Here is a 24,623-nt window from a genome sequence, read left to right on the forward strand (position 1 = left end):
CATTGAGGACCTGAAAGAAGCGGCCATGTCGGCCGCACAACGGTCAGTGAGGGGAAAGCGTGTCGTTCAGTACGTCGGCCACCGTCGTCCGCGCCAACTCCGCCCGAACGGCCTGGTCGAGCCGGTCGTAGACGCCGCCCAGCGCCGGCTGGATACCCGCGCCCACGACGCATTCCTTGTTGGGCTCCGCGCGATGCATGCCGAACAGTGGGCCCGACCCGATGGCCTCGTACACGTCCAGCAGGGTGATCGTGGCGAGTTCGCGGCTGAGCATCCATCCCGCTCCCGCGCCGCGCTGGGCGTGCACCAGGCCTGCCGTTCGGAGCTCACCGAGCAGGCGTCGGATCACCACGGGATTGGTGTTCGCGCTGTCCGCGATCTGCTCCGAGGTGGCGACCTCGAATCCGCGGCTCTGATAGAGACCCACCCACGCCAGAGCGTGCACGGCGACGGTCAACCTGCTGTTGGCGCTCACGGCATCTCCTCTCCTCACTCACTTGTCGTAACAGTAAACGTTACGACAGTCGCGGGCAAGCCGCAGCGCTCTCACACAACCCATGGTTGTGGATGACCGCCGATGCGGTTGTTTGCCCTGTGCGCCCGCGGCCGGATTGGATACCGCAGGTCAAGGAGCGGTTGTCCAAGGGGCAGGGGTGGCAGTGACTAAGGAAGGCAGACGGTCCTTGGGGCGGCAGTTCGGATGGCTGTGGGCGGCCTACGCGGTCAGCGCGTTCGGCACGCGGCTCGCGTTCGACGCCTTCCCTTTGATCGCGATCCTCGCCCTGGACGCCGGTCCGACGCAGGTGTCGGTCCTCGCGGCGGCCGGGTTCGCGGTGGGCGCGGTGGTCGCGGTGCCGCTCGGACCGTGGGTGGAGTTCCGCCGCAAGCGGGCGGTGATGATCGCGATGGACCTGGTCCGATGCGCGGCGCTGCTCAGCGTCCCCGCCGCGTTCGCGCTCGGTCTGCTCGGCTTCGGGCAGCTCCTGTTCGTGGCGGTCGTCGTCGGCGCGGCCGACATCGCCTTCGGCGCGGCGAGCGGTGCGAGCCTCAAGGCGCTCGTACGGCCGCAGGACCTGCTCGTCGCGAACGGCCGCCTGGAGTCCACCAGTTGGACCGCACTGATGCTCGGGCCGCCGCTGGGCGGAGCCGCGATCGGGCTCTTCGGCCCGGTGATGACCGTGGTGGCCGACGCGGTCAGCTTCCTGCTCTCGGCCCTGGGGATCCGCGCGATCGGCGGCAAGGAGCCGCACCCCGATCACGGCAAGGAGCCGCACCCCGATCGCACCGGGCAGCCGTCCCGGTTCCGGGCGGGCGATCTGCTCGACGGATGGCGGTACATCCTCGCGGGCCCGATGCTGCGCCCGCTGTTCTTCAACATGATCCTCAACAACGGTCTGATCATGGCGACGTCGCCGCTCCTCGTCGTCCTGATGGTCGGCGAACTGGGCTTCGCGCCCTGGCAGTACGGCCTGGCCTTCGCCGTACCCTGCGTCGGCGGCCTGATCGGCTCGCGGCTCGCCCAGCCCCTCGTCGAACGGTTCGGGAGGCACCGGATCCTGCTCACCGCAGGGGCGCTGCGGGCGTGCTGGCTGCTCGGCCTTGCTTTCATCGGCCCCGGTGCCGCCGGGCTCGTGCTCGTCATCGTCGTCGAGCTCGGCCTGATCACGTGCTCGGGCGTCTTCAACCCGGTGTTCGCCACCTACCGGCTCGACCACACGCCGAAGGACCGCGTCGCCCGCACCCTGTCCGCCTGGTCGGTCACCAGCAAGCTCAGCATCGCGGCCCTGACCGGGCTGTGGGGTCTGCTTGCGGGCATCACAGGGCCGCGCACCGCGATCGGCATCGCCGGGATCCTCATCCTGGCCACTCCGCTGCTCCTCCCGCGACGCGACCACGTGCCGCCGCACGAGAGGGAGTTGACCGAAGAGAGCCGCACATGAGAGGCACCGCACCCGTGCCGGGCGCCACGGCCTCACATCTCGCGCATCCGGCCGATCTCCGCCGTCTGCTGCGCGATCACGTCGTTCGCCATCTCCTCGGCCTGGATGTTGTTCCCGTCGGAGAGCAGATCCGTCGCCATCGTGACCGCGCCGTTGTGGTGAGTGATCATCAGCTTCAGGAAGAGCTCGTCGAACGTCTTCCCCTTCGCGGCGCGCAACTGCTTCAGCTGCCCCTCCGTGGCCATGCCCGGCATCGTCCCGTGGTCGTGCCCCGCGTGCTTCTTCGCGCCGCCGTGACTCTTCAACCAGCCCTTCATGGCGCCGATCTCCGGACGCTGCGCTGCCGCGATGCGGTCGGCGAGGCGCTTGACCTTCTTGGAATCGGCACGCTTGGGGGCGAGTTCGGTCATCGTCAGGGCCTGGCCGTGGTGCGTGATCATCATCTGTACGTAGGTGAAGTCCGCCGAATTGGGGGTGTCGTCGTCGGTTCTCTTCTTGGCCGCGTCCTTGGCGGACATGGTCGCGGCAGTCTCGCCCGGCTTGCCCGGAGCGATGACCGAGGGACCCGGTGCGGCTTTCCCGGTCGGCTTCGAACCGGCGTCGGAACCTTCGGAACCTCCTGAATCACAGGCGCCGAGCGTCAGAACGGCGGCCGTGAGGAACACGGCTACGGCGGGCGTACGACGGTTGGGCACGGCTGCCTCCTGTGGCGCGCGGGGGAGTTGAGGACCGTCCTAGCACGCTTACGTGCGTGAGTGATCAAAAACTTTCGTTACAGATGCGTTGCCATCTGTTGATCTGTGCATGAGGAGAACGATACTGCGGGGTGTCCGTGAACCGTTCGACTGCGAACGGCGACCAGGGCGACTAGGGAGGACGCAGTGACGCTGTTGAACAACCCCCGAACACGGCGCAGACGCATGGGCGTCGGCGTGGCCGCGCTCGGTCTGATTGCCGCGCTGTTCAGCGCGGCGCCCGCCGGAGCGACGCCCGACCCGGGTGACTCGCCCGCCGCGCCCAAGGGCGTGTCGAAGAGCGACGCCGCCGACGCGAAGGCGGCCATCAAGGACGGCGAGATACCCGCGCCCGACGAGATCGTGCACTCGGACAACATCAAACATCTCGCGAACATCCCCAAGGACGCGCTGCCGGGGTTCAACACCGACCTCGCCTTCCAGGGGAAGTACGCCTTCGCGGGCAATTACGACGGTTTCCGCATCTACGACATCAGCAACCCGAAGAAGCCGCGGACCGTGTCCCAGGTCCTGTGCCCCGGATCGCAGAACGACATCTCCGTCTCGGGGAACCTGCTCTTCCTCTCCACCGACTCCTCGCGCAGCGACAACTCCTGCAACAGCACCACGCAGCCCGCGACCGAGAAGTCCTCGTGGGAGGGCATGAAGGTCTTCGACATCAGCGACAAGTCGAACCCGAAGTACGTCTCGGCCGTCGAGACCGCCTGCGGCTCGCACACGCACACCCTGGTGCCGGAGAAGAAGAACGTCTACGTGTACGTCTCTTCGTACTCCCCGAGCGCGACGTTCCCGGACTGCCAGCCGCCGCACGACGGCATCTCCATCATCAAGGTGCCCCGCAAGGCCCCGCAGAAGGCGGCGGTCGTCGACTTCCCCGTGCTCTTCCCGGGTGAAGGCCCCGACGGCGGCGGCAACCCCGGCGGGCCCACCAACCCGGGCGTGTCCAAGACCACCGGCTGCCACGACATCACCGTGCTGCCCTCCGAGGACCTCGCCGCCGGTGCCTGCATGGGCGACGGAATCCTCTTCTCCATCAAGAACCCGGAGAAGCCCGAGGTCATCGACCAGGTCCAGGACAACAAGAACTTCGCGTTCTGGCACTCGGCGACCTTCAACCAGAAGGCGAACAAGGTCGTCTTCACCGATGAGCTCGGCGGCGGTGGCGGCGCCACCTGCGACGAGGCGACAGGCCCGGAGCGCGGCGCCAACGGCATCTACGACATCAAGGGCAAGGGCGATCACCGCAAGCTCGTCTTCAAGAGCTACTACAAGATCCCGCGCCACCAGGCCGCGACCGAGAACTGTGTCGCCCACAACGGCTCGCTGATCCCGGTCAAGGGCAAGGACCTGATGGTCCAGGCGTGGTACCAGGGCGGCGTCTCCGTCTGGGACTTCACGAACTCCTCGAAGCCGAAGGAGATCGGCTACTTCGAGCGCGGTCCGCTCTCCACCGACGCGATCCAGCTGGGCGGCTCGTGGTCGGCGTACTACTACAACGGCTACATCTACTCGAACGACATCGCCAAGGGCTTCGACGTCCTGAAGATCGACGACAAGCGGACGGATCCCGCCGAGCGGGTCCGCGTCCGTGAGCTCAACGTCCAGACCCAGCCGGACTACTTCGACTGACCGGACCAGTTCTCCGCAGTCGACTACTTCGACTGAGCGGGCCGCTGAGCAGACCGCGTCTCCTGCGCGGACTGATCGTCGACTCGTGCATGCGTCCCGCCGGGTGGTTCATCGCCCGGCGGGACGCCCAGTTCCCACGCGAGCCCGTACCGCTGGAACAGCTCGGAGCGCAGCGCGCCCTCCGGCATCGGCGCCCCCGGGAGCAGCACCGCGAAGACCGCGCCCATCAGCAGCGCGCGCAGCAGCGGATAGTCGGTGTCCACATCGAGCGACCCATTGCGTACGACGGTGTCGCGGAGCAGTTCGGCGAGTTGCTGCTGCTCCGGGCAGCGCACGAACCCGTCGGCCTGCAGGATCCCCGCCATGTGGGTGCGCATGAGGACGGGCCGGTCCCTGGCAAGGCCCAGGATCGCGTCGATGGCGCGGGCCAGGAGCTCGTCCCCGTCCGTGGCCCGGGGCTCGCGTTCGAGCGCGGCCTCAAGGGTGTGGTGCATCAGGCGGTGCACCGCCGACTGCAGGAGCTGCCGCTTGCCGGGGAAGTAGTACGACACGAGGCCGCGGGCCGAGCCCGCGCGGTCGGCGATGTCCCCGAGCGTCGTCGCCTCATAGCCGCGCTCGCTCACCAGCTCGACCGTGGCCTGGAGGAGCCGTTCCCTGGAACGCCTTCGCAACTCTTCATTGACCGATGCGCTACGCGGGGACATCCTGTAACTCCTGCGTTGACTGGCTCTCAGCCAGTATACTCAGCGTCTCGGACCAGGACGCCAAAGCGGGTCTTTCGCGGTCCGGTGCGACCTGGGGCAGGCAACACCGCGGGGGAGTGTTGCCTGCTCACGGGTGCCGATCGGCCGAACCCTCCTTACAGTGGGCCGGGGGGGGCCGAGGAGGCGTACTGAGATGGATCAAGAGCAGATTCTGTCCCGGATCTCGTCGATGGTCGACGACGAGCGGACGCTGCGGGACTCCCTAGCGTCGGGCGCGATCGACGAGTCGACGGAGCGCGCGAGACTCGGCGCCATCGAACGGGAACTGGACCGGTGCTGGGACCTGCTGCGCCAGCGGCGCGCGAAGGCCGAGTTCGGCGGGAACCCGGAGGAGGCGCGGGTGCGGCCCGTCGCCGAGGTCGAGGGCTACTGGTCGTAGGCCCGCTTGGTCGTAGGACCGCTGTCCGGCGACGACCGGAGACGCCTCAGCCCCCGTCGACGAGACTGATGACGGGACGCAGTCCGTCCGGCCGCCGGTCCACGGGCAGATGGTCCACGAAGTGCACGGCGCAGCCGAGCGCGGCGGCGCCCGCGTCCGCGTGCCGGTCGTCACCGACCATCAGCGCGTCCGCCGGATCCACGCCGATGGCCTCACAGGCGCGCGCGAACAGGCGCGGGTCGGGCTTCTGGACCTCGTGCTCGTACGACAGGGCGTACGCGTCGACGTACGGGGCGAGACCGTGGGCGCGGAAGACGGGGCGCAGATCCCAGCCGATGTTGCTGACCACCGCGACGGGGACGCCCCGCTCCCGGAGCCCGGCGAGCACCTCGGCGGCGTCCGCGTAGGGACGCCAGGCCTCCGGCGTCATTTGGCGGTCGTACAGGGCGTCGTGCAGCTGCGGTGCGGGCAGCGGGACCTCGCGGGACAGGCCGGTGAACGCGGCGCGGTGCTCCGCGGCGCTGCGGTCGCGCCGGGCCCACAGCTCGGCGAGATGGTCGGGCACCGCCGTGGGGTGCGGCCCGCCGGGCAGCGCGCCCGCCCGCTCCAGGGCGGCCGTCAGGCGCTCGAACTCCGCTTCGGGGAGCGGAAGCCGGGCCTCCTGGAGCACCGCGCGCAGCCAGGCACCGGTGGACTCGATGCGGAACAGGGTTCCGGAGAAGTCGAAGAGCGCACCCTTGATCACCATGGCAAGGATCCTCCGTGACCGGTCGTCGGGCGGTCAAGTGGGCTGCGAGGCAGGCCCGTTACGCGGGGCTCGCGGCACGGGCTCCCGGCCGGTACGCGTACGTGGCGATCGCGAGCGCCACCATGAGCGCGCCGAGCAGCCAGCCGCCGACGACGTCCGACGGCCAGTGCACGCCGTTCCAGATCCGGGTCACGCCGACCCCGACGACACTGACCACGGCGATCGTCACACCCGTGCGCCACAGGGCGGGCCCGGCACCGTACATGCGGAGCAGCCACAGGAGCAGCCCGCAGACGACCGTCGCCGTCAGGGCGTGCCCCGAGGGGAAGGCCGCGAAGTGCGCGGAGTCCACCGGGTCCGGCCAGACCGGGCGCGGTTTGTCGACCGCAGCTTTGAGCCCCTGCTGCACCGCGGTGCCCACCGCGCAGGTGACAGCGAGCCACAGCCCGAGCCAGTACGCGCCGCGGAAGGCGAGCCACACCACGGCCACGGCGATCAGCGCGCGCATCGTCCACGGGTCCCACACCCAGTCGGTCAGGACGCGGCTCGCGTGGGTGAGGCCGTCGTGCGCGACGGCCCAGCGGTGCGTGGTGCGCGCGACGTCACCGTCGAGGGTGCGCAGCGGGCGCCACTCCAGCTCGACCAGGAGGATCAGCAGGGCCGATGGGACGCACAGGAGCGCGGCGGTGAGCGTGGCGCGGGATGTTCGCGGGCGGGTCGTACCGGGCGGTGAGTCGAGCGGTGCGGCGGGGTGCATGGGGAGATCCTCGCCGACGGGCGGCGCCGAGGGCCATCCCGGGGCGCTATCCCAGCGCGCGCAGCCCCGGCACGAACGTCACGAGGAGCGGAATCACCGGCACAAGGGCCGCGGCCGCCGTGAGGCGCAGCCGCCGCCCGGCGGTGAGCCGCGGCCGTGCGGAGAGGAGCCGGTGCACCCGCTGCGGCACGTGCGCGTGCGGGGTCGGGCAGGGGCCGAACACGCCCCGGTCCTCGTTGAGCTCGACCAGTGCGAGAGCGATCGTCAGGCGTCCGAAGCGCCGCGAGGCCACGTCGTCGGCGGCCAGCTCGACCAGGCGGTGCATCTCGCCCCGGAACGCGGCGAACACCGGCACCTGCGGGAACCCCGTGGCCAGCGCGCCCGAACAGTGCAGGAGCCAGTCGTGCCGCGCCTGGGCGTGCCCCTGCTCGTGGGCGAGCACGGCATCGAGCTGACGGCCCTTGAGGCGGCGCAACGCGGCGGTGGTGATGACCAGTTGGGGTGCGGCCCCCGGCAGCCACCAGGCGTCGGGGCGCTCGCCCTCCAGGACGACGAGACGGTCGGCGCCGGGCTCCTCGCCGGGCAACAGCGGCGCGCGCAGGAGGAGTTCACCGCGCCGCTTGCGACGCCTTGTGCGTGCCCTGGCGATCTCCCGGGTCAGCATCGCGGCGGTCCACACGGCGCCCAGGGCCAGGGCCACGGCTGTCGCGGGCGCCCAGGAGCCGCCGGCCCCCAGCGCGTACGCCTCGACCACGTCGTGCGGTGCGGGCGCGAAGACATGGCCGCGGACGGCCTGCCATGCGGCGGCGGCACTCAGGGTCATCGACAGGGCGCAGCACATCAGCACACCCGCCACGACGCACTGCCATGCCCACAGCGCGACCACCGGTTCGCGCTCCGGCCAGTCGGCGCGTGCGAGGAGGCGCGGGGCGACGACGGCGGTGAGGGCGCCCAGCAGCAACAGCGCAACGGGGAGCAACATGCGTCAAGACTATGAGGGTGGCGCTGTCGGAGGGTACGACCTATCGCCGAAGGTGACGCACGCCACGGCCGATCGCGGGATATCACCCCTTACGGCCCCCCGGCTACAGCGTGAGGAGCATCGCGATCATGGCGATGCCCATGGAGAGGCGGCACGCCATCGCCAGTTCCGTACGGTCGCCCCACCCCATGACCGCACCTCCGCCGCCTCCCTCCGTGGCCGCGAGCGTCGGTACGGATGTCGGTACGGGCGTCGTTACCGGCAGGAGGCGGACCCCCGACCAGAGCACGTACCCGGCGAAGTACAGCAGCATGACGCCGGTGAGCGCCGGTGCGCCCCCGCCGCCGTGTCCCGCGTGCGCGGTGGGGGTCGTGGTCATGGCCACCGCCATGTAGACCATGGCGCAGGCGCCGACGAGGTGATGCAGGTGGTGCCGAGTGCGTCGCGCCGCCCACAGAGCCCTGAGCGCCGCCACGCCGAACACGGCCGCGTACCCGAGCCAGGCCCACCGCGGTGGGGTCAGCACGGCCGCGGGCAGGGCCATCAGTGCCATCCCGAACCCCATGAGCGCCTCGCCGCCGGCCGCCCGGCGCTGTTCCTCGATCCTGCTGCGCATCCGCAGCAGACAGTAGGACCCGGTCGCCGCGCACAGCGCGACGAGCAGCCAGCCGGCCTGCGCCGGTCCGTGCACCGCACACCTCCCCGATCGACGGTGTCGTCGGGTCGATGCCCTCGCACGGGGCGTCGTATGCGAGCGCACGGGTGTACGCGGGGAGCGCGGAGGGAGCGGACGGGCCGTGACGGAGGTGACTCACGGAGTGAATCGTTTCCGAGTAAAACACTTGCTAATGTTCTAGGTATGAGCAGTACACCGCCACCCTCACCTCGCTCGTCCGACCCCTCGCGTGACTCCTCCCGTGTCCGCTTCCGGGACCGCTTCCGTGTCCGCCGACTCCCGCTCGCCGGTGTGCTGCGTCCGGGCAAGCCGTCCGACATCTGGTTCAAACCCGCGTCGAGCGTCGTCGTCGCCACCGCGATACCGAATCTGACGCTCCTCGCGATCGGCCGCCTCGACCTCGTCATGTACACGATGGCCGGATCGTTCTGCGCCCTCTACGCCCACAACCTCCCCTACGCGGCGCGGGCCCGTGCCCTCGCCGGGGTCGTCCTCGGGATGCTGGCCAGCGTCGGCGTCGCCATGGTCGCCGCCTCGCTCACCACATCGGCGGCCGTGCTCGTGGCGGTCGGCGCCCTGCTCGCCGCGGCGCAGAAGACGCTCTGCGACGCGACCCGCATCGGCCCGCCGGGCCACCTCATCTTCACGTTCATCAGCTCCGCCACCCTGTTCGCGCCGCAGGCCATCGGACAGGTCCCAGGACACCTCGCCCTGACGCTCGGCGCGGGCGCCGTGGCCTGGCTGGTCGGCATGGCCCCCGCCCTGGTGCGGCCGCACGGCCCCGAGCGCCGGGCCACCGCGCGGGCCCTGCACGCGGCAGCCGCGTACGCCGAGGCATCGGGTCCAGGACGCGAGCGGGCCCGTCCTGGCGCCGCGGCGGCCGTGCACGCCGCCTGGCAGTCGCTGCTCGCCACCGGCGCCCGCACGGCGGCCCGCCGCGCCCTGGAGCGCCTGGTGATCCGCGCCGAGGAGGCCCTGGCGGCACCGTCGGCGGCGGACCCCGCCCAGCTGCGCTCCTGGGCGGCGGGGCTGCGCGGCACGGGTGCGGTGCCGCGCCCCCACGACGTACGCCCCGAAGCGGACGACGAACTCCTCGGAGTGGAAGCAGAGTTGGCGGCCGGAGCCGCGAAGGGTGCCCTGTGGCGGCGCCTCGGTCCCGGATCGCCGCTGCTGCCCATCGCGCTGCGGACGGCCGTCGGCTGCGCGCTCGCGGGGTACGCGTCACTGGCGCTCGGCGTCGGCCGCCCCTACTGGGCCCTTGTCACGGCGGCCTCGCTCTACCAGGCCAACGTCACGCTCACCTGGAACAGGGGAGTCCAGCGCGTGGTCGGCAACCTCGTCGGAGTGCTCGCCTTCGCCGCGATCGCCCCGCTTGCCCACCTCAGTCAGGCCGCGCTCGTCATCTGCTGCCTGGCGCTCGCCTTCGGGGCGGAGGCGCTGATGGGCCGCAACTACTGGCTCGGCAGCGTGTGCGTCACGCCGATGGCCCTCCTCGTCACCGAGTTCGCACGGATCCAGCAGCCCGGAGGCCTCATCGTCGACCGGATCGTGGACACGTTCGTGGGCGCGCTGCTCGGCATCCTCGCGGCGATCGCCGTCACCAACCGGCGCGCCGCCGACCACATCGAGCTGGCCATCGACGCAGCCGACCGGGCCCGCGCCCGCGCCGAACAGGCCCTGGCGGCCCCGCTGCCCACCCCCGGCACCCTGCGCCCGGCGCGCCGCGGCCTGACCGCCGCCCTCGTCGACCTGCGCACCGCCCACGACGCGGCGGCGGGCGAATGGTGGCAGCGCGCCCTGCCGGACCAGCGGGTGATGCTCGCCGAGCAGGCGGGACACCGTACGCTCGCGGCGACGGTACGAGGCATGGAGCACGGCGAGCGCGTACGGGTACAGCGCGTACGGGCATGACGGGCCGGGCCGGGCGGAAGGGCGAGGACAGGGGCGCATGAGGAACGGGAGCGAACGGGACGCGACGGCGGAAGCCGTGGGCGCCCGTGCGGGAGGCGGCGGCGCGGGAGACGGCGGCGCGGGCGGTGCCGCGAAGGACAGGGCCTCTGGCGTCGGCGCGCCCCGCGACACCGTGGCCGCCGTCGTGCGGCAGTGGCAGACGGTGCGCCCCGACATCGACACGGGCCCGATGGAGGTCATCGGCCGCATCAACCGTTGCGCGGCCCTCCTGCAACAGGCCGAGGACGCGCCGCTGCGCCGGGTCGGTCTGACCCGCCCCGAGTTCGACCTCCTCGGCGCGCTGCGCCGCACCGGTCACGAACTGACCCCCGGCGAGCTGGCCCGCGAGACCTTCTCATCGGGCGCCGCCGTCACCAAGCGCCTCAAGCAGCTCCAGGAGCGCGACCTGGTCGACCGGCGCGCCGACACCCGTGACCGCCGTGTGTCACACGTCAGCCTGACCGACACGGGCCGCGCCCTGGTCGACTCGATCCTGCCCGACCAGCTCGCCTACGAGACGGTTGTCCTGGCCGGTCTCGACGGGGACGGCCAGGGCCAACTGAGCGCGCTGTTGGGTGAGTTGCTTGGGCAGCTGGAGGGGCGGCTCGGGCTCTCGCCGGGGTTCAGAGGCTGACGGGACCGCACGAGGTGGTCAGTGGTCCTCGGCGGACGCCGCCAGCAACTCCCTTGTCTCCGGCTCCACATGATCCGCGTAGTACTCGTGCAGCGCTGAACGGCCCAGACGGGCCGCCAGCGGCCCGTCGCCCGCGGTGATCGCCGCCAGGACCTCGCGGTGGTGGGCTATGGAGCGCTCCATCCAGGCCGTGGTGTCCGTGACGCCCGCGATCTTCTTCTCGATGACCTCGACCACGGCCTCGTGCACGGCGCGTGCGCACAGGCCGAGCAGAGAATTGCCGCTCGCCTCCGCGATCGCGCGGTGGAAGAGCGCGTCGGCCTCGCTGAACGCGTGCAGAGGCGATGGGCCGCTGCCGCTGCTGCCGCCGCTGAGTGATTCCATGCGGGTGATCTGCTCGCGCATCCGGGCGAGATCTTCCTCGCCGTGCAGGCGCGCCGCCAGACGGTTGCTCTCGGCGTCCAACACCATGCGGAACTGCACCAGTTCGCCGAGCTTCGCCACGCTGGAGCGGGTGAGGCGGCCCAGGGCCTGGCTGAGGTTGTCGGGGGAGACGCCGAGCACCTCGGCGCCCAGCGGGTCGCCGGGGCGGGAGCGGATCAGGCCCGCCGACTGCAGGACGCGCAGCGCCTCGCGGACCGTGGAGCGGCCCACGCCGAAGCGGTTGACCAGCTCGCGCTCGGCGGGCAGCCGTGCGCCGGGAGGCAGATCACCGCTGAGGATGCGCTCCTCGATCTGCTCCGCCACCCGCTGATAGGCCCGGACCGGTGTGACCGGCCGGAACAGGTCGGTGTCGTCGGCGGCCATCGGCCCGCCCCCTCCACGGTACGTAACTGACACGCGATATCGGCGCGAACGCCGATACGGAAGTCGATGCGGACATCGGCGCGGGAAAACCAAGATCTGGTGGTTGACCCGGCCATGAACGTGGAGGCAGAGTACGGGAACTCAACTGGTCTGACCAGTCGACTGGCCTCGTGGCCGACCGACTTGGAGGTTCCATGCACACCAGCTCACGTCGCACCAGCTCAGGCGAGCCCACGGCCGACGAGGCCGCCGTCGTCGCCTTCACCCAGGATCTGGTCCGGCTGCGTACCGTCAACGCTGCCGGGGCCACCGAGGTCGAGCGGCCCGCGGCCGAACTCGTCGCCCGGCTCTTCACCGAGTTCGGCTGGACGTACGACGTGGTGGAGGTCGCGCCAGGGCGGCCCAACACCGTCGCCGTCATCGAGGGCGGGGGAGGCGAAGGGCCGACCCTGATGTTCGAAGGGCACATCGACGTCGTCACGGAGGGGGATCCGGCGGACTGGAGCGTCGATCCCTACGGCGCCGAGATCCGGGACGGCAGGCTGTGGGGGCGCGGCTCCGCGGACATGAAGTCCGGTGTCGCGGCGATGATCTACGGCGTACGGGCCCTGCAACTCGCCGGGCCCTTCCCGGGTCGCGTCGTCATCGGAGTGCTGTGCGACGAGGAAGGGCTGATGCTCGGCGCGAAGGCGTTCGCGGCTACGCCGCTCGCACGTGAGGTGGACGGGGTCATCGTCTGCGAGCCGGAGGGGTACGAGGTCTGCACCTCCGCCCGTGGCGGCATCCGGCTCCGGCTCGATCTCGACGGGGTGATGGCCCACGGCGCCATGCCGCAGGAGGCCAAGAGCCCGATCGTCGCCGGGGCGCGCATCGTCGAAGCCCTCGGTGACGTACAGACCTGGGCCCAGAAGCGGTACGGCACCCATCCGCACGCAGGGAGCGTGACGGTCACGCCGACCGTGCTGCACGGCGGCGACCCGGACCAGCTCAACGTCATCCCCGCACACGGGCTCGTCGGCATCGACGTACGGACGATTCCCGGCACCGATCACACGGAACTCATCGAGCGCGTCAGGCAGTGCGCGCTCGACGCGGCCGGAAGTGTGGGGGTGGGCGTCGGGCTCACCGTCGTCGACGACCGGCCCGCCATCGAGATCGCCGAGGACCATCCGGTGGTCACCGCCCTCGTCGACGGGCACCGCCAAGTGCACGGCTCCGCACCGCCGTTCGGAGCCGTGCCCGGCACCACGGACGGCACCATCCTCACCCGCGACGCCGGTCTGCCGACCGTCGTCTACGGACCCGGCGGGAAGTGGATCGCGCACCAGAAGGACGAGTTCGTCGAGGTGCGCGAGATCGTCGAGTACACCCGGGTGTACGCCGCCGCGGCGCGCTCGTTCCTGAACGGCACCAACGGAGGTGCGCGATGACGGGTCTCGAAGGGACGACCTGTCCTGAAGGGCTGCCCATCGGGGACGGCTGGGTGTCCGCGCCGGAGAGCCGGCCCGTCCTCTTCCCGTACGACGGCAGTGAGATCGCCGCGGCGCCGGTCGGCGACGAAGACCTCGCGGGGCGGGCCGTCGAGCATGCCGCGGCGATCCGGGTGCGGGTCGGCAGGCTGACCGCGGGGGTGCGGAGGCAGGTGCTCGCCGGGGTCGCGGCGGCGCTTGCCGACGCGGTGCCTGAGTTGGTGGACCTGCTCGTCCTGGAGACCGGGAAGCCGCGGGTCGACTGCGGGGTGGAGATGCAGCGGACCGTGGCCACGTGGCAGGCCGCCGCGGACGAGGTGGCCCATCTGCACGGCGAGACCGTGCCACTGGACCTCCAGCAGTCCGGGGAGGGCCTCTTCGGTTTCTGGACGCGGCGGCCCGTGGGCGTCGTGGTCGGCATCGCGGGCTTCAACTACCCGGTCCTGCTCGCCTCCCACAAGATCGCACCGGCGCTCGCCGCGGGCTGCCCGGTGATCGTCAAGCCCGCCCCGGCGACTCCGCTGGCCACCCTGCGGCTCGTCCATCTCGTACGGGAGCAGCTCGTTGCGGCCGGTGCGCCCGCCGGAGCGGTACAGCTCGTCACGGGGGACGCGGAGGTCGGCCGTACGCTCACCACGCATCCGGAGGTCGCGGCGGTCTCCTTCACCGGGTCCGCCGCCGTCGGCCACCACATCGCGCGGGACGCGGCGCCCCGCAAGGTGGTCCTCGAACTCGGCTCCAACGCGGCGCTCGTCGTTGCCGCCGACGCCGATCTCGACGCGGCCGCGGACGCGGTGGTGCGGGGCGGGTTCTACGCGTCGGGCCAGGCCTGCATCTCCGTACAGCGGGTCATCGTGGTGGACGCGGTCGCGGAGGCATTCGAGAAGCGGCTCACGGAGCGGCTGCCGGACGTGGTGGTCGGCGATCCCCGCGACGCTGAGACCCGCGTATCGGCGCTCATCGACGAGACGGCGACGGAGCGGGTGCTCGACCGGGTCGTACGGGCACGGGCGGCCGGCGCGCGCCTCGTGGCCGGGGGAGTCCGCGACGCGGGCGGCAGGTGCATCGCCCCGACCCTGCTCGCGGAGGTCCCGGACGGCGAACCCGCCTGGGACGAGGAGATCTTCGGCCCGGTCGTCTGTCTGCGCACGGTGCCGGACCTGGACACCGCGTACGACGTGGTCAACGCGAGCCGCTACGGCCTGCACGCGGCCGTCTACACGAACGGTCTGCGGGCCGCCCTCGAGGCCGTGGACCGCCTTGAGGTCGGCGGTGTCGTGGTGAACGAAGTTCCCGGCTACCGCAGCGACATCGCCCCCTACGGCGGCGTCAAGGACTCGGGCATCGGCCGCGAGGGCCCCAGGTTCGCGATCGAGGAACTGACGGTGACGCGGATGGCGGTCATCAGGCCCTAGGCCTTCGCCCTCGGCCTTCAGCAGACAACGGTCGGTCAGCCGACGCCCCCGGCAAGAGAGGCATCACCACCATGGATTACGGCAATCTGTTCCGGCTCGACGGCCGCCGCGTCGCGGTCGTGGGCGGCGCGAGCGGCATCGGTCGCGAGGCCGCCCGCGCGCTGGTCGCCCAGGGCGCGCACGTCATCGTCGCCGACCGGGACACGGAGGGGGCCGCTGAGACGGCGGCCCTCGCGGTGGGCGATGGCGAGGCGGCGTCGGGCCGGGTCACCGGTACCGCCGTCACGCACTCCCTGGACGTCCTGGACCCCGACGCCGTGCGTTCCGCCGTCGCCGCGTGGGGAGCGCTCGACGGGCTCGTCGTCACCGTCGGGGCCAACGTGCGCAAGCGCATCGCCGACTACGGCCTCGACGAGTTCGACCGCGTCATCGCGCTGAACCTGCGTTCCTACCTCACCCTCATCCAGGCCGTCGCCCCCGGCATGGCCGAGCGCGGCCGGGGGAGCGTGGTCGGGTTCGCCTCGATGCGGGCCTTCCAGGTGGAGCCGGGGCAGGGTCCTTACGCCGCGTCCAAGGCGGGCCTCGTCCAGTTGTTGCGGACCGCCGCCGCAGAATGGGGGCCGCAGGGCGTGCGGTTCAACGCGGTCGCGCCCGGCGTCGTCCGTACTCCGCTCACCGATCAGATCGCCGCCGACCCCGCATGGTTCGATGCCTACGCCCAAGCCTCCGCGCTCAAGCGGTGGGCCCGTGCCGACGAACTCGCCGGAGCCGTCGCCTATCTCGTGTCGGACGCCTCCACCTTCGTCACCGGCACCGTGCTGAGCGTGGACGGCGGCTGGACGGCGGTCGACGGGCGTTACGACCCCTCGGTCTGACCTCCCCTGCCCCTCCCCAAGGAGCCCCCCATGCCCCCGAAAGACGAAGACAGCGGCGAGCAGCGTCCACCGGACACATCGGCCCCATCGGACACGTCGGCCCCACCCGACCCCGCGGCCTCGCCCCTGGACGGCCTTCCCACCCTCCGCGGCGTGGCCCGCCCCTCCCTCTGGCTGCTTCTCGTCCCCGTCCTGCTCTACGGCGCCGCCCCGTTCGTGGCCAACCGCATCGAGCCGCGCATCCTCGGCATCCCCTTCCTCCTGGCCTGGGTCATCGCCGCCACGGTGATCAGCCCCCTGGTCATCTGGCTCGCCGCCCGGCTCGACCCGGCGTACCGCGCGAACGCCGTCGAGCCCATCCCGGCCGACGACCACGTGGGCGCCCCCGAAGGCACCGACACCGAAGGAGGCCGCCGATGAACGGCTCCGCAGCCGTCGCGACCACCATCTTCGGCCTTGCCATGGTCGCCACCATCGGGATCGGCGTATGGAGCGCCCGCGGCCGGTCCAAGGGCCTCGCCGAGTGGTCCGTCTCCAGCCGCGGACTCGGTGTCCTGTTCATCTGGCTGCTCATGGCGGGCGAGACGTACACGAGCTTCTCGTTCCTCGGCACCGCGGGCTGGTCGTACTCCTTCGGCGCGCCGATCCTCTACCTGGTCGCCTACCTGACCGTCGGATTCGCCGTCGCGTACGTCGTCGGCCCCGCCCTGTGGACGTACGCGTCCCGGCACGGCCTCATCTCCATCGCGGACATCGCCGAATTCCGGTTCCGCTCACGCCCGGTGGGGATTCTCGTCGCCGTCGTCGCGACGGTCTTCATCGTCCCCTACATCCAGGTCCAGATTCAGGGCATGGGCGTCGTCGTGAACGCGATGACGTACGGCAGTGTCGATCTCAAGGTCGCGGCCGTCATCTCCTTCGTCGTGGCCGAGGTGTTCATCCTCGTGTCCGGTCTTCGCGGCTCGGCGTGGGTGAGCGCGCTCAAGGACATGCTGGTGATCGTCGCCGTCGTGTTCCTCGCCGTGTACATCCCGATGCACTACCTCGGCGGGTTCAGCGACTTCATGCAGCGCATGGTGACCGAGAAGCCCGAGTGGCTGACCTTCCCCGGGCACGAGTCCGGCGGGCGCAACGCCATGTGGTTCCTGAGCACCGTCGTCCTGAACGCGGTGACGATCACCATCTTCCCGACCACCGTCGCCGGTTACCTCAGCGCCAAGAGCCCCAACGCCCTGCGCCGCAACGCGCTGCTCCTCCCCTGGTACCAGCTGCTTCTCTTCGTCCCGATGGTGGTCGGCGCCACGGCGCTGTTCGTGATGCCGACCCTGGGCAACCCCGACCTGGCCCTCTTCAGCCTCGTCACCGACTCCCTGCCCTCACCCGTCGTCGCGCTCATCGGCGTCGCGGGCGCCCTCTCGGCGATCGTGCCGATGAGCGTCTTCATGCTCTCCATCGGCACGCTGTGGGGCCGCACGATTCTCGGCGGCGGCAACGGCGCCGACCCGCGGGCGCGCCGCCGTGCGCTCGGCACGTCCGGTGACGCCCATGACATGCGGGCCAAGCGGCTCTCCCAACTGGTGTGCGTCATCGCCGGGTTGATCGCCCTCGCGGGAAGCCTCTTCTATCCCAACACCCTCGTGGAGCTCTCCGTCCTGTCGTACGAGGGTCTGGCGCAGCTCGTTCCTGTCGTGCTGCTCGCCCTGTTCTGGCGGCGGTTGACCGCGCGGGCCGCTGTTGCCGGAATGCTCACCGGGCTCGCGGTGATGACCTTGCTGTGGGCCACCGACAACGACCCGTACCACGGGGTGAACGGCGGCATCATCGCGCTCGCCGCCAACCTCGTCGTGCTCCTCGCGGTCGTCTGGCTCGCACCGGGGCCGGGGCCTGCCGCGGTCTCGTCCGCGACCCCGGCCGTCCCGGACGAGAGCGCGGCGAAAGCCGCCTTGAAGGAGAGCTGATGAGCGATGTCTACGAGGTGCCCGGCCTCCAGGAGCCCGTGGAGATCCGGATCGACCAGTGGGGCGTCCCGCATCTGTACGCCGCGTCGCAGGACGACCTCTTCCTGGCCCAGGGATTCAACGCCGCCCGCGACCGCCTCTTCCAGCTGGACCTGTGGCGCCGCCGCGGACTCGGTCTGCTCGCCGAGGTGCTGGGGGAGCGGTACGCCGAACACGACCGGGCGGCGCGGCTGTTCCTCTACCGCGGTGACATGGCAGAGGAGTGGCGTGCGTACGGGGACGACGCGGAACGGGTGACGACGGCGTTCGTCGACGGCATCAACGCGTACGTGGCGCTGTGCCGCACGGATGCTGACCAACTCCCTCCAGAATTCGCCCTTTTGAAGTACGAACCGGCGTACTGGCACCCCTCCGACGTAGCCCGCATCCGCAGCCACGGCCTGCAGTACAACCTCCGCGACGAGGTCGCTCGCGCCCTCACCCTGCGCGAGCACGGCCCCGAAGCGGAGGAGCTGCGCCGCCGCCGCGAGCCCGCCCCGCACCGGCTGCGGGTCCCCGAAGGGCTCGACCTCTCCGTCATCCCCTCCGACGTCCTGCGCGTGTACGACATGGCCACCACGCCCCCATGGGCGGCGGGCGCGGCACCCCGGCAGGGCCTGGACGGCTCCAACAACTGGGTCATCGCCCCCTCCCGGACCGCCACCGGCCGCCCTCTCCTGGCCAACGACCCGCACCGCGGGATCGCCCTGCCCGCCCTGCGCTACCTCACGCACCTCTCGGCGCCCGGCATCGACGCCATCGGGGCGGGCGAACCGGCCCTGCCCGGCATCTCCATCGGCCACAACGGCCAGGTCGCCTTCGGCCTGACGATCTTCCCGATCGACCAGGAGGACCTGTACGTCTACCGCACGAACCCGGCGAACCCGTACGAGTACTGGTACCAGGACCGCTGGGAGCCGATGACGCACGTCAGGGAGTCGATCCCGGTACGCGGCGGCGACGCGGTCCCGGCCGACCTGTGGTTCACACGCCACGGCCCGGTAATCCGCGAACTGACCGACCAGGAAACCGCGTTCGCAGTCCGCGCGGCCTGGCTCGGCCCCGGTATGGCCCCCTACCTGGGCAGCATGGACTACATGCGGGCGGCCGACCCCGACGCGTTCGTCACGGCGATGCGCCGCTGGGGAGCACCCGGCGAGAACCAGGTCTACGCGTCCCCCGACGGCACGATCGGCTGGCGCCCCGCGGGCCGTGTCCCCGTCCGCCCCGGCTGGGACGGCACCCTGCCCGTGCCGGGCGACGGCCGCTACGAATGGGACGGCTTCCTGGACGTGGAGGAACTCCCCTCGGTCCGCGACCCGGCCCAGGGCTGGTTCGCCACGGCCAACCAGCTGAACCTGCCGCCCACGTATCCGAACGCGGAGAAGACGGTGACGTACGACTGGTACGCACCGACACGCCACGACCGCATCACGGAGGAACTGAGCGCGCACGCGGCCTGGACGGTCGAGGACTGCGTACGACTGCAGACGGATTACGTGAGCCTGCCGGGGCGACGGGTGCGGGCGCTCCTCGCGGGGTTGCGGGGCGAGGACGCGGTGGCCGAGGGTTCCGCCCCCGGCGACCCCCTCGCCACCGCCCTCGCCCTCCTCCGTGACTGGGACGCCCGGCTCACCGTCGACTCCCCGGCCGCCGCCCTCTTCGAGGTCTGGTACCGGCGGCATCTGCGACCCGCCCTGCTGGCGCGGGCCCTCGACGGGGTAGTGGGCGAGGGGCAGCGTGAGCGGGCCCTGGCGCGGGTCCTGCCCGTCGAGGACGCGGCAGCGGACGCCCGCATCGATCTGGAGCTCCTGGAGGGCGACCCGGATCCCGGGTTGCTGCTCGGCACGCTCGCCGAGGCGATCGACGAACTCAGCGGGCTCCTGGGCGCCGACCCGGGCGGCTGGTCCTGGGGCGCCCTTCACCACGCCCACCCGCACCACCCCATCGCCGCCCTGCTCGACGGTCCCGCCCCGGAGTGGGCCTCCGTGGGGCCCGTACCGCGCGGCGGCAGCGGCGACACCGTGGGAGCCGCCGCCTACGGGCCCGGGTTCCGGCAGACCGCCGGAGCCACCTTCCGGATCGTCGTGGACGTCGGCTCCTGGGACGACTCCGTGGCGATGAACTCGCCGGGGCAGTCCGGCGTTCCGGGCAGCCCGCACTACGACGACCTGTTCGCGAGCTGGGCCGCCGACGGTTCCTTCCCGCTCCTCTACTCCCGCGACGCGGTGGAGAAGCACACACGGCGGACGATCACACTGCGACCGTCCGCCGCCGCGAAAACTCAGGGGGTGGCCGAACCGAAGGGCAGGTAGTCCACCTCGTACCCGAAGCAGCGTGGACCGGCGAGCGCGAGCCCGCCCGGAGTGATCCAGCGGGGGTCGCAGCGCGCGGCGATGACGCTGACACGCAGGCCGTAGCGCAGGCCCTCCGTGGTCACCGGGTCACCGGTCTCGCTGTCCAGGACGCAGATCAGGTCGGGCGCGGTCGCGACGGTCACCCCGTCGAGCGTGGCGAGCAGGTGCTCGTTCTGGAAGCCGAGTTCGAGCACCCGCTCGGCGTCGTCTCGCGTTCCCTCGATACGGGCGTGCCCGCGCGCGAAGCCGCCCTCCGTACGACGGACCACGTCGACCACCTTGCCCGTCAGGAGGGGGATGCCGGCCAGCATCGCCCGCGCCGCCGCCACCGGATCACCGTGCGCGGCCCGCGCCTCACGCACCACCGCGCCGAGCCGCCGCGCGAGCGTCAGCGTCGCGGGAACCAGGCCGTCGGCGAGCTGATCGCCGCGCAGCACCGTGTCCGCGCAGCTGATCTGGCAGCCGAGCTCCACGCACACCGCGCGGGCGATCCGTTCGGCCGCGTGATTGTCGACGGCCTCCACGATGACCGTGTTGCCCTTGTCGTCGGCGAGCGCCATCGGCGAGTTGGCGATCCCGGCAAGGCCGGGCAGCACCATCTGCGCCTCGGGAAACGCCCGACCCATCGCGTCCCCGTCCACGAGGGGAAGCCCGGCCCGTGCCGCGCACGCGATCGGCAGCATCGAGTTGACCCCGCCGACCTCCAGCGGCGTGAGGTGAGTGGCCCGGCGTCCGATGTGCTTCTCCAGGGCGCGCAGCGCGGCCAGATGCTCGTTGCCGTTGGGTACGCGCTCCAGGAGGACGGTGGGGGCGCCCATGCCCGAGATGGGGACGACGGTCGCGTCGGCGTCGACCTCGTCGATGCCGACGATCCGCACCGGGCCGTGCGCCCGGATCGCCTCACGGGCGAGCAGTTTGCCGATGTAGGGATCGCCCCCGCCGCCCGTACCGAGGATGCCCGAGCCCCGGGCGATGTCGTCGAGGTTGTCGAGCGTGATCTCACGCATCGGAAGGGATGTCTCACCCACCGCAAGGGGGACCTCACGCATCGGAGACGACCCCGGCGCCCGACCCCGTCGTCTCGCCGATCCGCCCCAGGTCGAGATCGCCCACCGCCTTGACGCGGACGCGCGTGGCGCCGCCGGGCAGATAGGCGAGCGGCACCTCCTCGATGTCGACGACGCGTACGCTGCCGGGGCGTGCCCCGGCGTCCCGCGCCCGCCCGACGGCCTCGTCGCGGGCCTCGGCGAGCACCGCGTCCCTGCGTCCTTCGGGCACGCGGAAGACCCGGTCGACCTCCCCGCCGACCTGCGCGATCGCCGCGCCCACCGCGTTGGCCACGTCGAACTGCCCCGGCCTGCGCACATCGGCGAAGCCGGGCAGCGCGTCGGGCACGAGCACGGAGCCGCCGCCGACGGCGACCACCGGAAGGGCCGCCGCCGAGGTCCGCATCCGGTCGACGCCCTCAGCGAGCCGCTCGGCGATGCGGGCAAGGGCGCGCTCGGTGAACTCCGGGTCCAAGTGGGCGACTTGGGCGCTGTCTCCGATGTCCGCCCGGCCCGCGGCCACCGCGAGATCCGTCGCCGTCAGTCGCGTACCGCCGAAGACGAGTGCTTCCTCCGTGAGCAGATAGCCGACCGACCGCGGGCCCGTCCCGCCGTCGCTCGACACCAGGGACCCGCCACCGATCCCTAGGGAGAGCACGTCAGGGATGCGGAAGTTGGTGCGGATGCCCGCTGCCTCGCTCTCGCCCGCCGTCTCACGCGGAAAGCCCCCTGCGAGGATGCCGATGTCGGCCGTCGTGCCGCCCACGTCGACGACCGCGCAGTCCCCGAGCCCGGAGAGGAGGGCCGCGCCCCGCATCGAGTTGGTCGGCCCCGACGCGAACGTGGCGACGGGGCAGGTACGCGCGAAGTCGACGTCCATCAGCGTCCCGTCGTTCTGCGACAGGAAGAACGGCGCCGTGATCGACAGCTCGGCCAGCGCCTTCCCGAACGACTCGACGACGACGGTCGCCAGATCGCGCAGCGACGCGTTGATGATCGTGGCGTTCTCGCGCGCGAGCAGCCCGACCCGGCCGAGACCGTGCGAGAGCGAGATGTGCGTGCCCTCACCCAGCTCGGCCCCCAGGATCTCGGCGGCACGCCGCTCGTCCTCCTCCGCGACCGGCGAGAACACCGACGACACGGCGACCGAGGTGAGCCCGCGCGCGGCGATGTCGGCGGCCGTGCGCCGCAGTTCCGCCGGGTCGAGCGGCGAGAGCGGCCGTCCGTCGAACTCCCGCCCGCCGTGGCAGAGATAGCCGTGCCCGCCGACGGCGGCACGCTGCCGGGCGGGCCAGTCCGCCATGGGCGGCAGGGCCGCGGTGGCGGGGAGACCGAGACGTACGGCCGCCACGGGGGTGAGCCGGGCGCCCTCGACGAGTGCGTTGAGGAAGTGCGTGGTGCCGATCATCACGGCGGTGACGGATTCGACGGGCGGTGCGAGGGCCCGGACCGCGGCGGTGATGCCGGAGGTGATGTCGGGGGTGGTCGGTGACTTGGCGGCCGCGAGCACGCGGTCGTCGTGCCCGAGGAGGGCGGCGTCGGTGTTGGTCCCACCGACATCGATGCCGATACGCATAGTGGTGGAGTCCTTCGTGTGACGACGGATGATGCGTAGTACGGACGTGACGCACGCCGCGATCAACCGGGCGGCGCGAGACCGCCGTCAAGGGCGTCTTCCGGCCGTCTGACGGCGGCATCGACTGTCGGACGGCGGCCGCGGCTGTTCGGAGCCCTCTGTGTCGGCCCGGCCTCCGTGCCGGCCGTCGGGCCACCCCCTCGCGTCGCCGCAGCGAGGACTCCGGGAAATCGAAGCGGCGCCTACTCCACCACTGTCAGCCGCCCCCGAGCCGTACAACAGGGCGGAAGCGGCCCCTCCGGCGTGCGCGCGTCCCCCGTTGGCGCGTATCGGCCCCATGCCGGGGTGGCCGAAGCCACCCCGGTCACCACCTGCGTCGCTCTCTCAGTCCCCTCAGTCTTCTCAGGCCGCCGCCGCTACGGGAACCGCGGCTTCTCCGGAGCCATCGAGCGCCCCGCCACTTCCGCCGCCACCCGCGCGTGAATCTCCTCCGGCGAGAGATAGACGTCCGTCATCTCGAAGTCGTTGAGCGTGGCAGGACGTTGCCTCTGGAACCCGGTCCGTACGTAGTCGTCGCCCGCGAGCGCGTTGAGCCCCCAGTTGGCGGCCGTGCGGAAGCGTGCGGTGAGGGTGCGCAGTGCCCCCAAGTGATAGCCGCGTGCCACGACTTGAGCGGGCAGCCCCGTCAACTCCACGCCCATCGGCTTCGATACGGCCTGAATGCCGCCGAGGTCGACGACCAGGCCCATGTCCTTGTGCCGGTAGGCGGTGAGCGGCTGCCCCTTCAGGGCCGCGGTGACGTTCTTCGCGGCGGCCCATCCCTGGCGCATCGCGTGCTGCGCGGTCGGCGGGCAGATCGCGTCGCCGCCCTTGACGAGGTCGGGCACGGCCGCCGCGTCGCCGAGCGCGAACACGCCGTCGAGCCCCGGCACCGTCAGATTCGGCCCGACGACCAGGCGGCCCCTGTTGGTCTCGGCGCCCAGCGTGGCGATGAGCGGGCTCGGCGCCACACCGGCGGTCCAGATAAGGGTGTGGCAGGGCAGCGTACGCCCGCCGGTCAGCGTGACGGTGTCCTCGGTCGCCTTCTCCACCGTCACTCCGAGCGACACATGAATCCCGCGCCGCTGCACTATGGCGAGGGCCTTCTCGCCGAGCCGGTCGCCCAGCTCGGGCATCAACTTCGGTGCCACATCGACCAGATGCCACTTGATCTGCGACGGATCGAGCCCGGGGTAGCGCTTGACGGCGTTACTCGTCAGGCGGTGCAGATACGCCGCCGTCTCCGTACCTGCGTACCCGCCGCCGACGACCACGAACTGCAGCCGGGCCTCCCGCTCGGCCCGGTCCGAGCTCGCGGCGGCCAGATCGAGCTGGGAGATCACGTGATCGCGGATCCAGGCGGCCTCGGCCAGCGTCTTCACGCCCACGGCATGCAGGTCGACACCGGGGATGTCGAACTGCCGGGTCACGCTGCCCGGGGTCAGGACGAGGTAGTCGTAGCGCTCGATGACCTCGTCACCGTTGATCTTCCGTACGACCACGGCCTTCGCATGCGGATCCACCCCGATGGCCCCGCCCGGCACGATCGCCGTACGGCGCAGCATGCGGCGCAGCGGCACCGCGACCGACTGCGGGGTGAGCACGCCGGACGCGACATGGGGGAGCAGCGGGAGATACAGCTGATGGTCCTGCGGGCTGATCAGCCGCAGTTCGGCGTCCTGCGCCTTGAGCGTCCGCTCCAGCTTGTGCGCGCACTCCATACCGGCGAAGCCACCGCCGATGATCAGAATCCGGGGACGTTGCATAAGAGATCGCTCCAGGGTTGGGCGAGGGGTCCGGTCAATCCTCCGACGAAGGGCTGCCCGGC

The 24,623-nt window shown here is 71.6% G+C and carries 22 protein-coding genes; 11 read left to right on the top strand and 11 right to left on the bottom strand.

What is annotated here, in order from left to right; genetic code table 11:
- Positions 1–43: 43 nt before the first annotated feature.
- Entirely contained in the window at positions 44–475 is a 432-nt protein-coding gene (locus ACWFRJ_RS37125) for an Rrf2 family transcriptional regulator (protein WP_453541404.1), read from the bottom strand.
- A gap of 178 nt (positions 476–653) precedes the next feature.
- Here ACWFRJ_RS37125 and ACWFRJ_RS37130 point away from each other — a divergent pair, with 178 nt between their 5' ends.
- Positions 654–1,940 (top strand): MFS transporter, encoded by a 1,287-nt coding sequence (locus ACWFRJ_RS37130; protein WP_453541407.1) that lies wholly within the window; start codon positions 654–656, stop codon positions 1,938–1,940.
- A 32-nt stretch (positions 1,941–1,972) separates the two neighbouring features.
- On the opposite strand, the gene ACWFRJ_RS37135 is transcribed toward ACWFRJ_RS37130, so the two are convergent.
- Positions 1,973–2,635 carry a DUF305 domain-containing protein gene (locus tag ACWFRJ_RS37135; RefSeq protein WP_453541410.1) on the bottom strand — a complete coding sequence of 221 codons (663 nt, stop codon included), beginning with the start codon at positions 2,633–2,635 and terminating at the stop codon, positions 1,973–1,975.
- A 186-nt stretch (positions 2,636–2,821) separates the two neighbouring features.
- Here ACWFRJ_RS37135 and ACWFRJ_RS37140 point away from each other — a divergent pair, with 186 nt between their 5' ends.
- On the top strand, positions 2,822–4,324 hold the full coding sequence (locus tag ACWFRJ_RS37140) for an LVIVD repeat-containing protein (protein WP_453541413.1): 1,503 nt from the start codon (positions 2,822–2,824) through the stop codon (positions 4,322–4,324).
- Positions 4,325–4,347: 23 nt separating this feature from the next.
- Here ACWFRJ_RS37140 and ACWFRJ_RS37145 read toward each other — a convergent pair whose 3' ends face one another.
- Positions 4,348–5,028, bottom strand: coding sequence for a TetR/AcrR family transcriptional regulator (locus ACWFRJ_RS37145; protein WP_453541416.1), 681 nt, complete (start codon positions 5,026–5,028; stop codon positions 4,348–4,350).
- Positions 5,029–5,221: 193 nt separating this feature from the next.
- On the opposite strand from ACWFRJ_RS37145, the gene ACWFRJ_RS37150 reads away from it, so the two are divergent.
- Positions 5,222–5,467 (top strand): DUF2630 family protein, encoded by a 246-nt coding sequence (locus tag ACWFRJ_RS37150; RefSeq protein WP_453541419.1) that lies wholly within the window; start codon positions 5,222–5,224, stop codon positions 5,465–5,467.
- 46 nt (positions 5,468–5,513) lie between these two features.
- On the opposite strand, the gene ACWFRJ_RS37155 is transcribed toward ACWFRJ_RS37150, so the two are convergent.
- The 4 genes from ACWFRJ_RS37155 to ACWFRJ_RS37170 form a co-directional block, all read right to left on the bottom strand.
- Positions 5,514–6,215 carry an HAD family hydrolase gene (locus ACWFRJ_RS37155; protein ID WP_453541422.1) on the bottom strand — a complete coding sequence of 234 codons (702 nt, stop codon included), beginning with the start codon at positions 6,213–6,215 and terminating at the stop codon, positions 5,514–5,516.
- A gap of 58 nt (positions 6,216–6,273) precedes the next feature.
- Complete coding sequence (locus ACWFRJ_RS37160; protein ID WP_453541424.1) at positions 6,274–6,972, bottom strand: phosphatase PAP2 family protein; 699 nt, start codon at positions 6,970–6,972, stop codon at positions 6,274–6,276.
- 46 nt (positions 6,973–7,018) lie between these two features.
- A complete protein-coding gene (locus ACWFRJ_RS37165) occupies positions 7,019–7,954 on the bottom strand; it encodes a M56 family metallopeptidase (RefSeq protein WP_453541427.1) in 936 nt (311 codons plus the stop codon).
- 103 nt (positions 7,955–8,057) lie between these two features.
- Positions 8,058–8,645, bottom strand: a complete 588-nt coding sequence (locus ACWFRJ_RS37170) for a DUF5134 domain-containing protein (protein ID WP_453541430.1) — start codon at positions 8,643–8,645, stop codon at positions 8,058–8,060.
- 168 nt (positions 8,646–8,813) lie between these two features.
- Between ACWFRJ_RS37170 and ACWFRJ_RS37175 the strand changes: the two genes are divergently transcribed.
- Positions 8,814–10,541, top strand: coding sequence for an FUSC family protein (locus tag ACWFRJ_RS37175; RefSeq protein WP_453541433.1), 1,728 nt, complete (start codon positions 8,814–8,816; stop codon positions 10,539–10,541).
- A gap of 37 nt (positions 10,542–10,578) precedes the next feature.
- Entirely contained in the window at positions 10,579–11,214 is a 636-nt protein-coding gene (locus ACWFRJ_RS37180; RefSeq protein WP_453541436.1) for a MarR family winged helix-turn-helix transcriptional regulator, read from the top strand.
- Positions 11,215–11,232: 18 nt separating this feature from the next.
- On the opposite strand, the gene ACWFRJ_RS37185 is transcribed toward ACWFRJ_RS37180, so the two are convergent.
- Entirely contained in the window at positions 11,233–12,021 is a 789-nt protein-coding gene (locus ACWFRJ_RS37185; RefSeq protein WP_453541439.1) for a FadR/GntR family transcriptional regulator, read from the bottom strand.
- 194 nt (positions 12,022–12,215) lie between these two features.
- Between ACWFRJ_RS37185 and ACWFRJ_RS37190 the strand changes: the two genes are divergently transcribed.
- From ACWFRJ_RS37190 to ACWFRJ_RS37215, 6 genes are all read left to right on the top strand, one after another.
- A complete protein-coding gene (locus ACWFRJ_RS37190) occupies positions 12,216–13,451 on the top strand; it encodes a M20 family metallopeptidase (protein WP_453541442.1) in 1,236 nt (411 codons plus the stop codon).
- Positions 13,448–14,905, top strand: a complete 1,458-nt coding sequence (locus ACWFRJ_RS37195) for an aldehyde dehydrogenase family protein (RefSeq protein WP_453541445.1) — start codon at positions 13,448–13,450, stop codon at positions 14,903–14,905. The genes ACWFRJ_RS37190 and ACWFRJ_RS37195 overlap by 4 nt, the downstream gene beginning before the upstream one ends.
- A gap of 71 nt (positions 14,906–14,976) precedes the next feature.
- Entirely contained in the window at positions 14,977–15,780 is an 804-nt protein-coding gene (locus ACWFRJ_RS37200; RefSeq protein WP_453541448.1) for an SDR family NAD(P)-dependent oxidoreductase, read from the top strand.
- Between the two features lie 30 nt (positions 15,781–15,810).
- Positions 15,811–16,200: a DUF3311 domain-containing protein gene (locus ACWFRJ_RS37205; RefSeq protein ID WP_453541451.1), complete on the top strand. Its 390-nt coding sequence runs from the start codon at positions 15,811–15,813 to the stop codon at positions 16,198–16,200.
- Positions 16,197–17,738 (top strand): sodium:solute symporter family protein, encoded by a 1,542-nt coding sequence (locus ACWFRJ_RS37210; RefSeq protein WP_453541454.1) that lies wholly within the window; start codon positions 16,197–16,199, stop codon positions 17,736–17,738. The genes ACWFRJ_RS37205 and ACWFRJ_RS37210 overlap by 4 nt, the downstream gene beginning before the upstream one ends.
- On the top strand, positions 17,738–20,092 hold the full coding sequence (locus tag ACWFRJ_RS37215) for a penicillin acylase family protein (protein ID WP_453541457.1): 2,355 nt from the start codon (positions 17,738–17,740) through the stop codon (positions 20,090–20,092). The genes ACWFRJ_RS37210 and ACWFRJ_RS37215 overlap by 1 nt, the downstream gene beginning before the upstream one ends.
- Here the strand turns inward: ACWFRJ_RS37215 and ACWFRJ_RS37220 are convergent.
- From ACWFRJ_RS37220 to ACWFRJ_RS37230, 3 genes are all read right to left on the bottom strand, one after another.
- Positions 20,062–21,141 (bottom strand): DUF917 domain-containing protein, encoded by a 1,080-nt coding sequence (locus ACWFRJ_RS37220; protein WP_453541460.1) that lies wholly within the window; start codon positions 21,139–21,141, stop codon positions 20,062–20,064. The genes ACWFRJ_RS37215 and ACWFRJ_RS37220 overlap by 31 nt on opposite strands.
- 34 nt (positions 21,142–21,175) lie before the next feature.
- Entirely contained in the window at positions 21,176–22,756 is a 1,581-nt protein-coding gene (locus ACWFRJ_RS37225) for a hydantoinase/oxoprolinase N-terminal domain-containing protein (RefSeq protein WP_453541463.1), read from the bottom strand.
- Between the two features lie 416 nt (positions 22,757–23,172).
- Positions 23,173–24,561, bottom strand: a complete 1,389-nt coding sequence (locus tag ACWFRJ_RS37230) for an NAD(P)/FAD-dependent oxidoreductase (protein ID WP_453541466.1) — start codon at positions 24,559–24,561, stop codon at positions 23,173–23,175.
- Positions 24,562–24,623 lie beyond the last annotated feature (62 nt).

The organism is Streptomyces sp. NPDC055239, assembly GCF_053606205.1.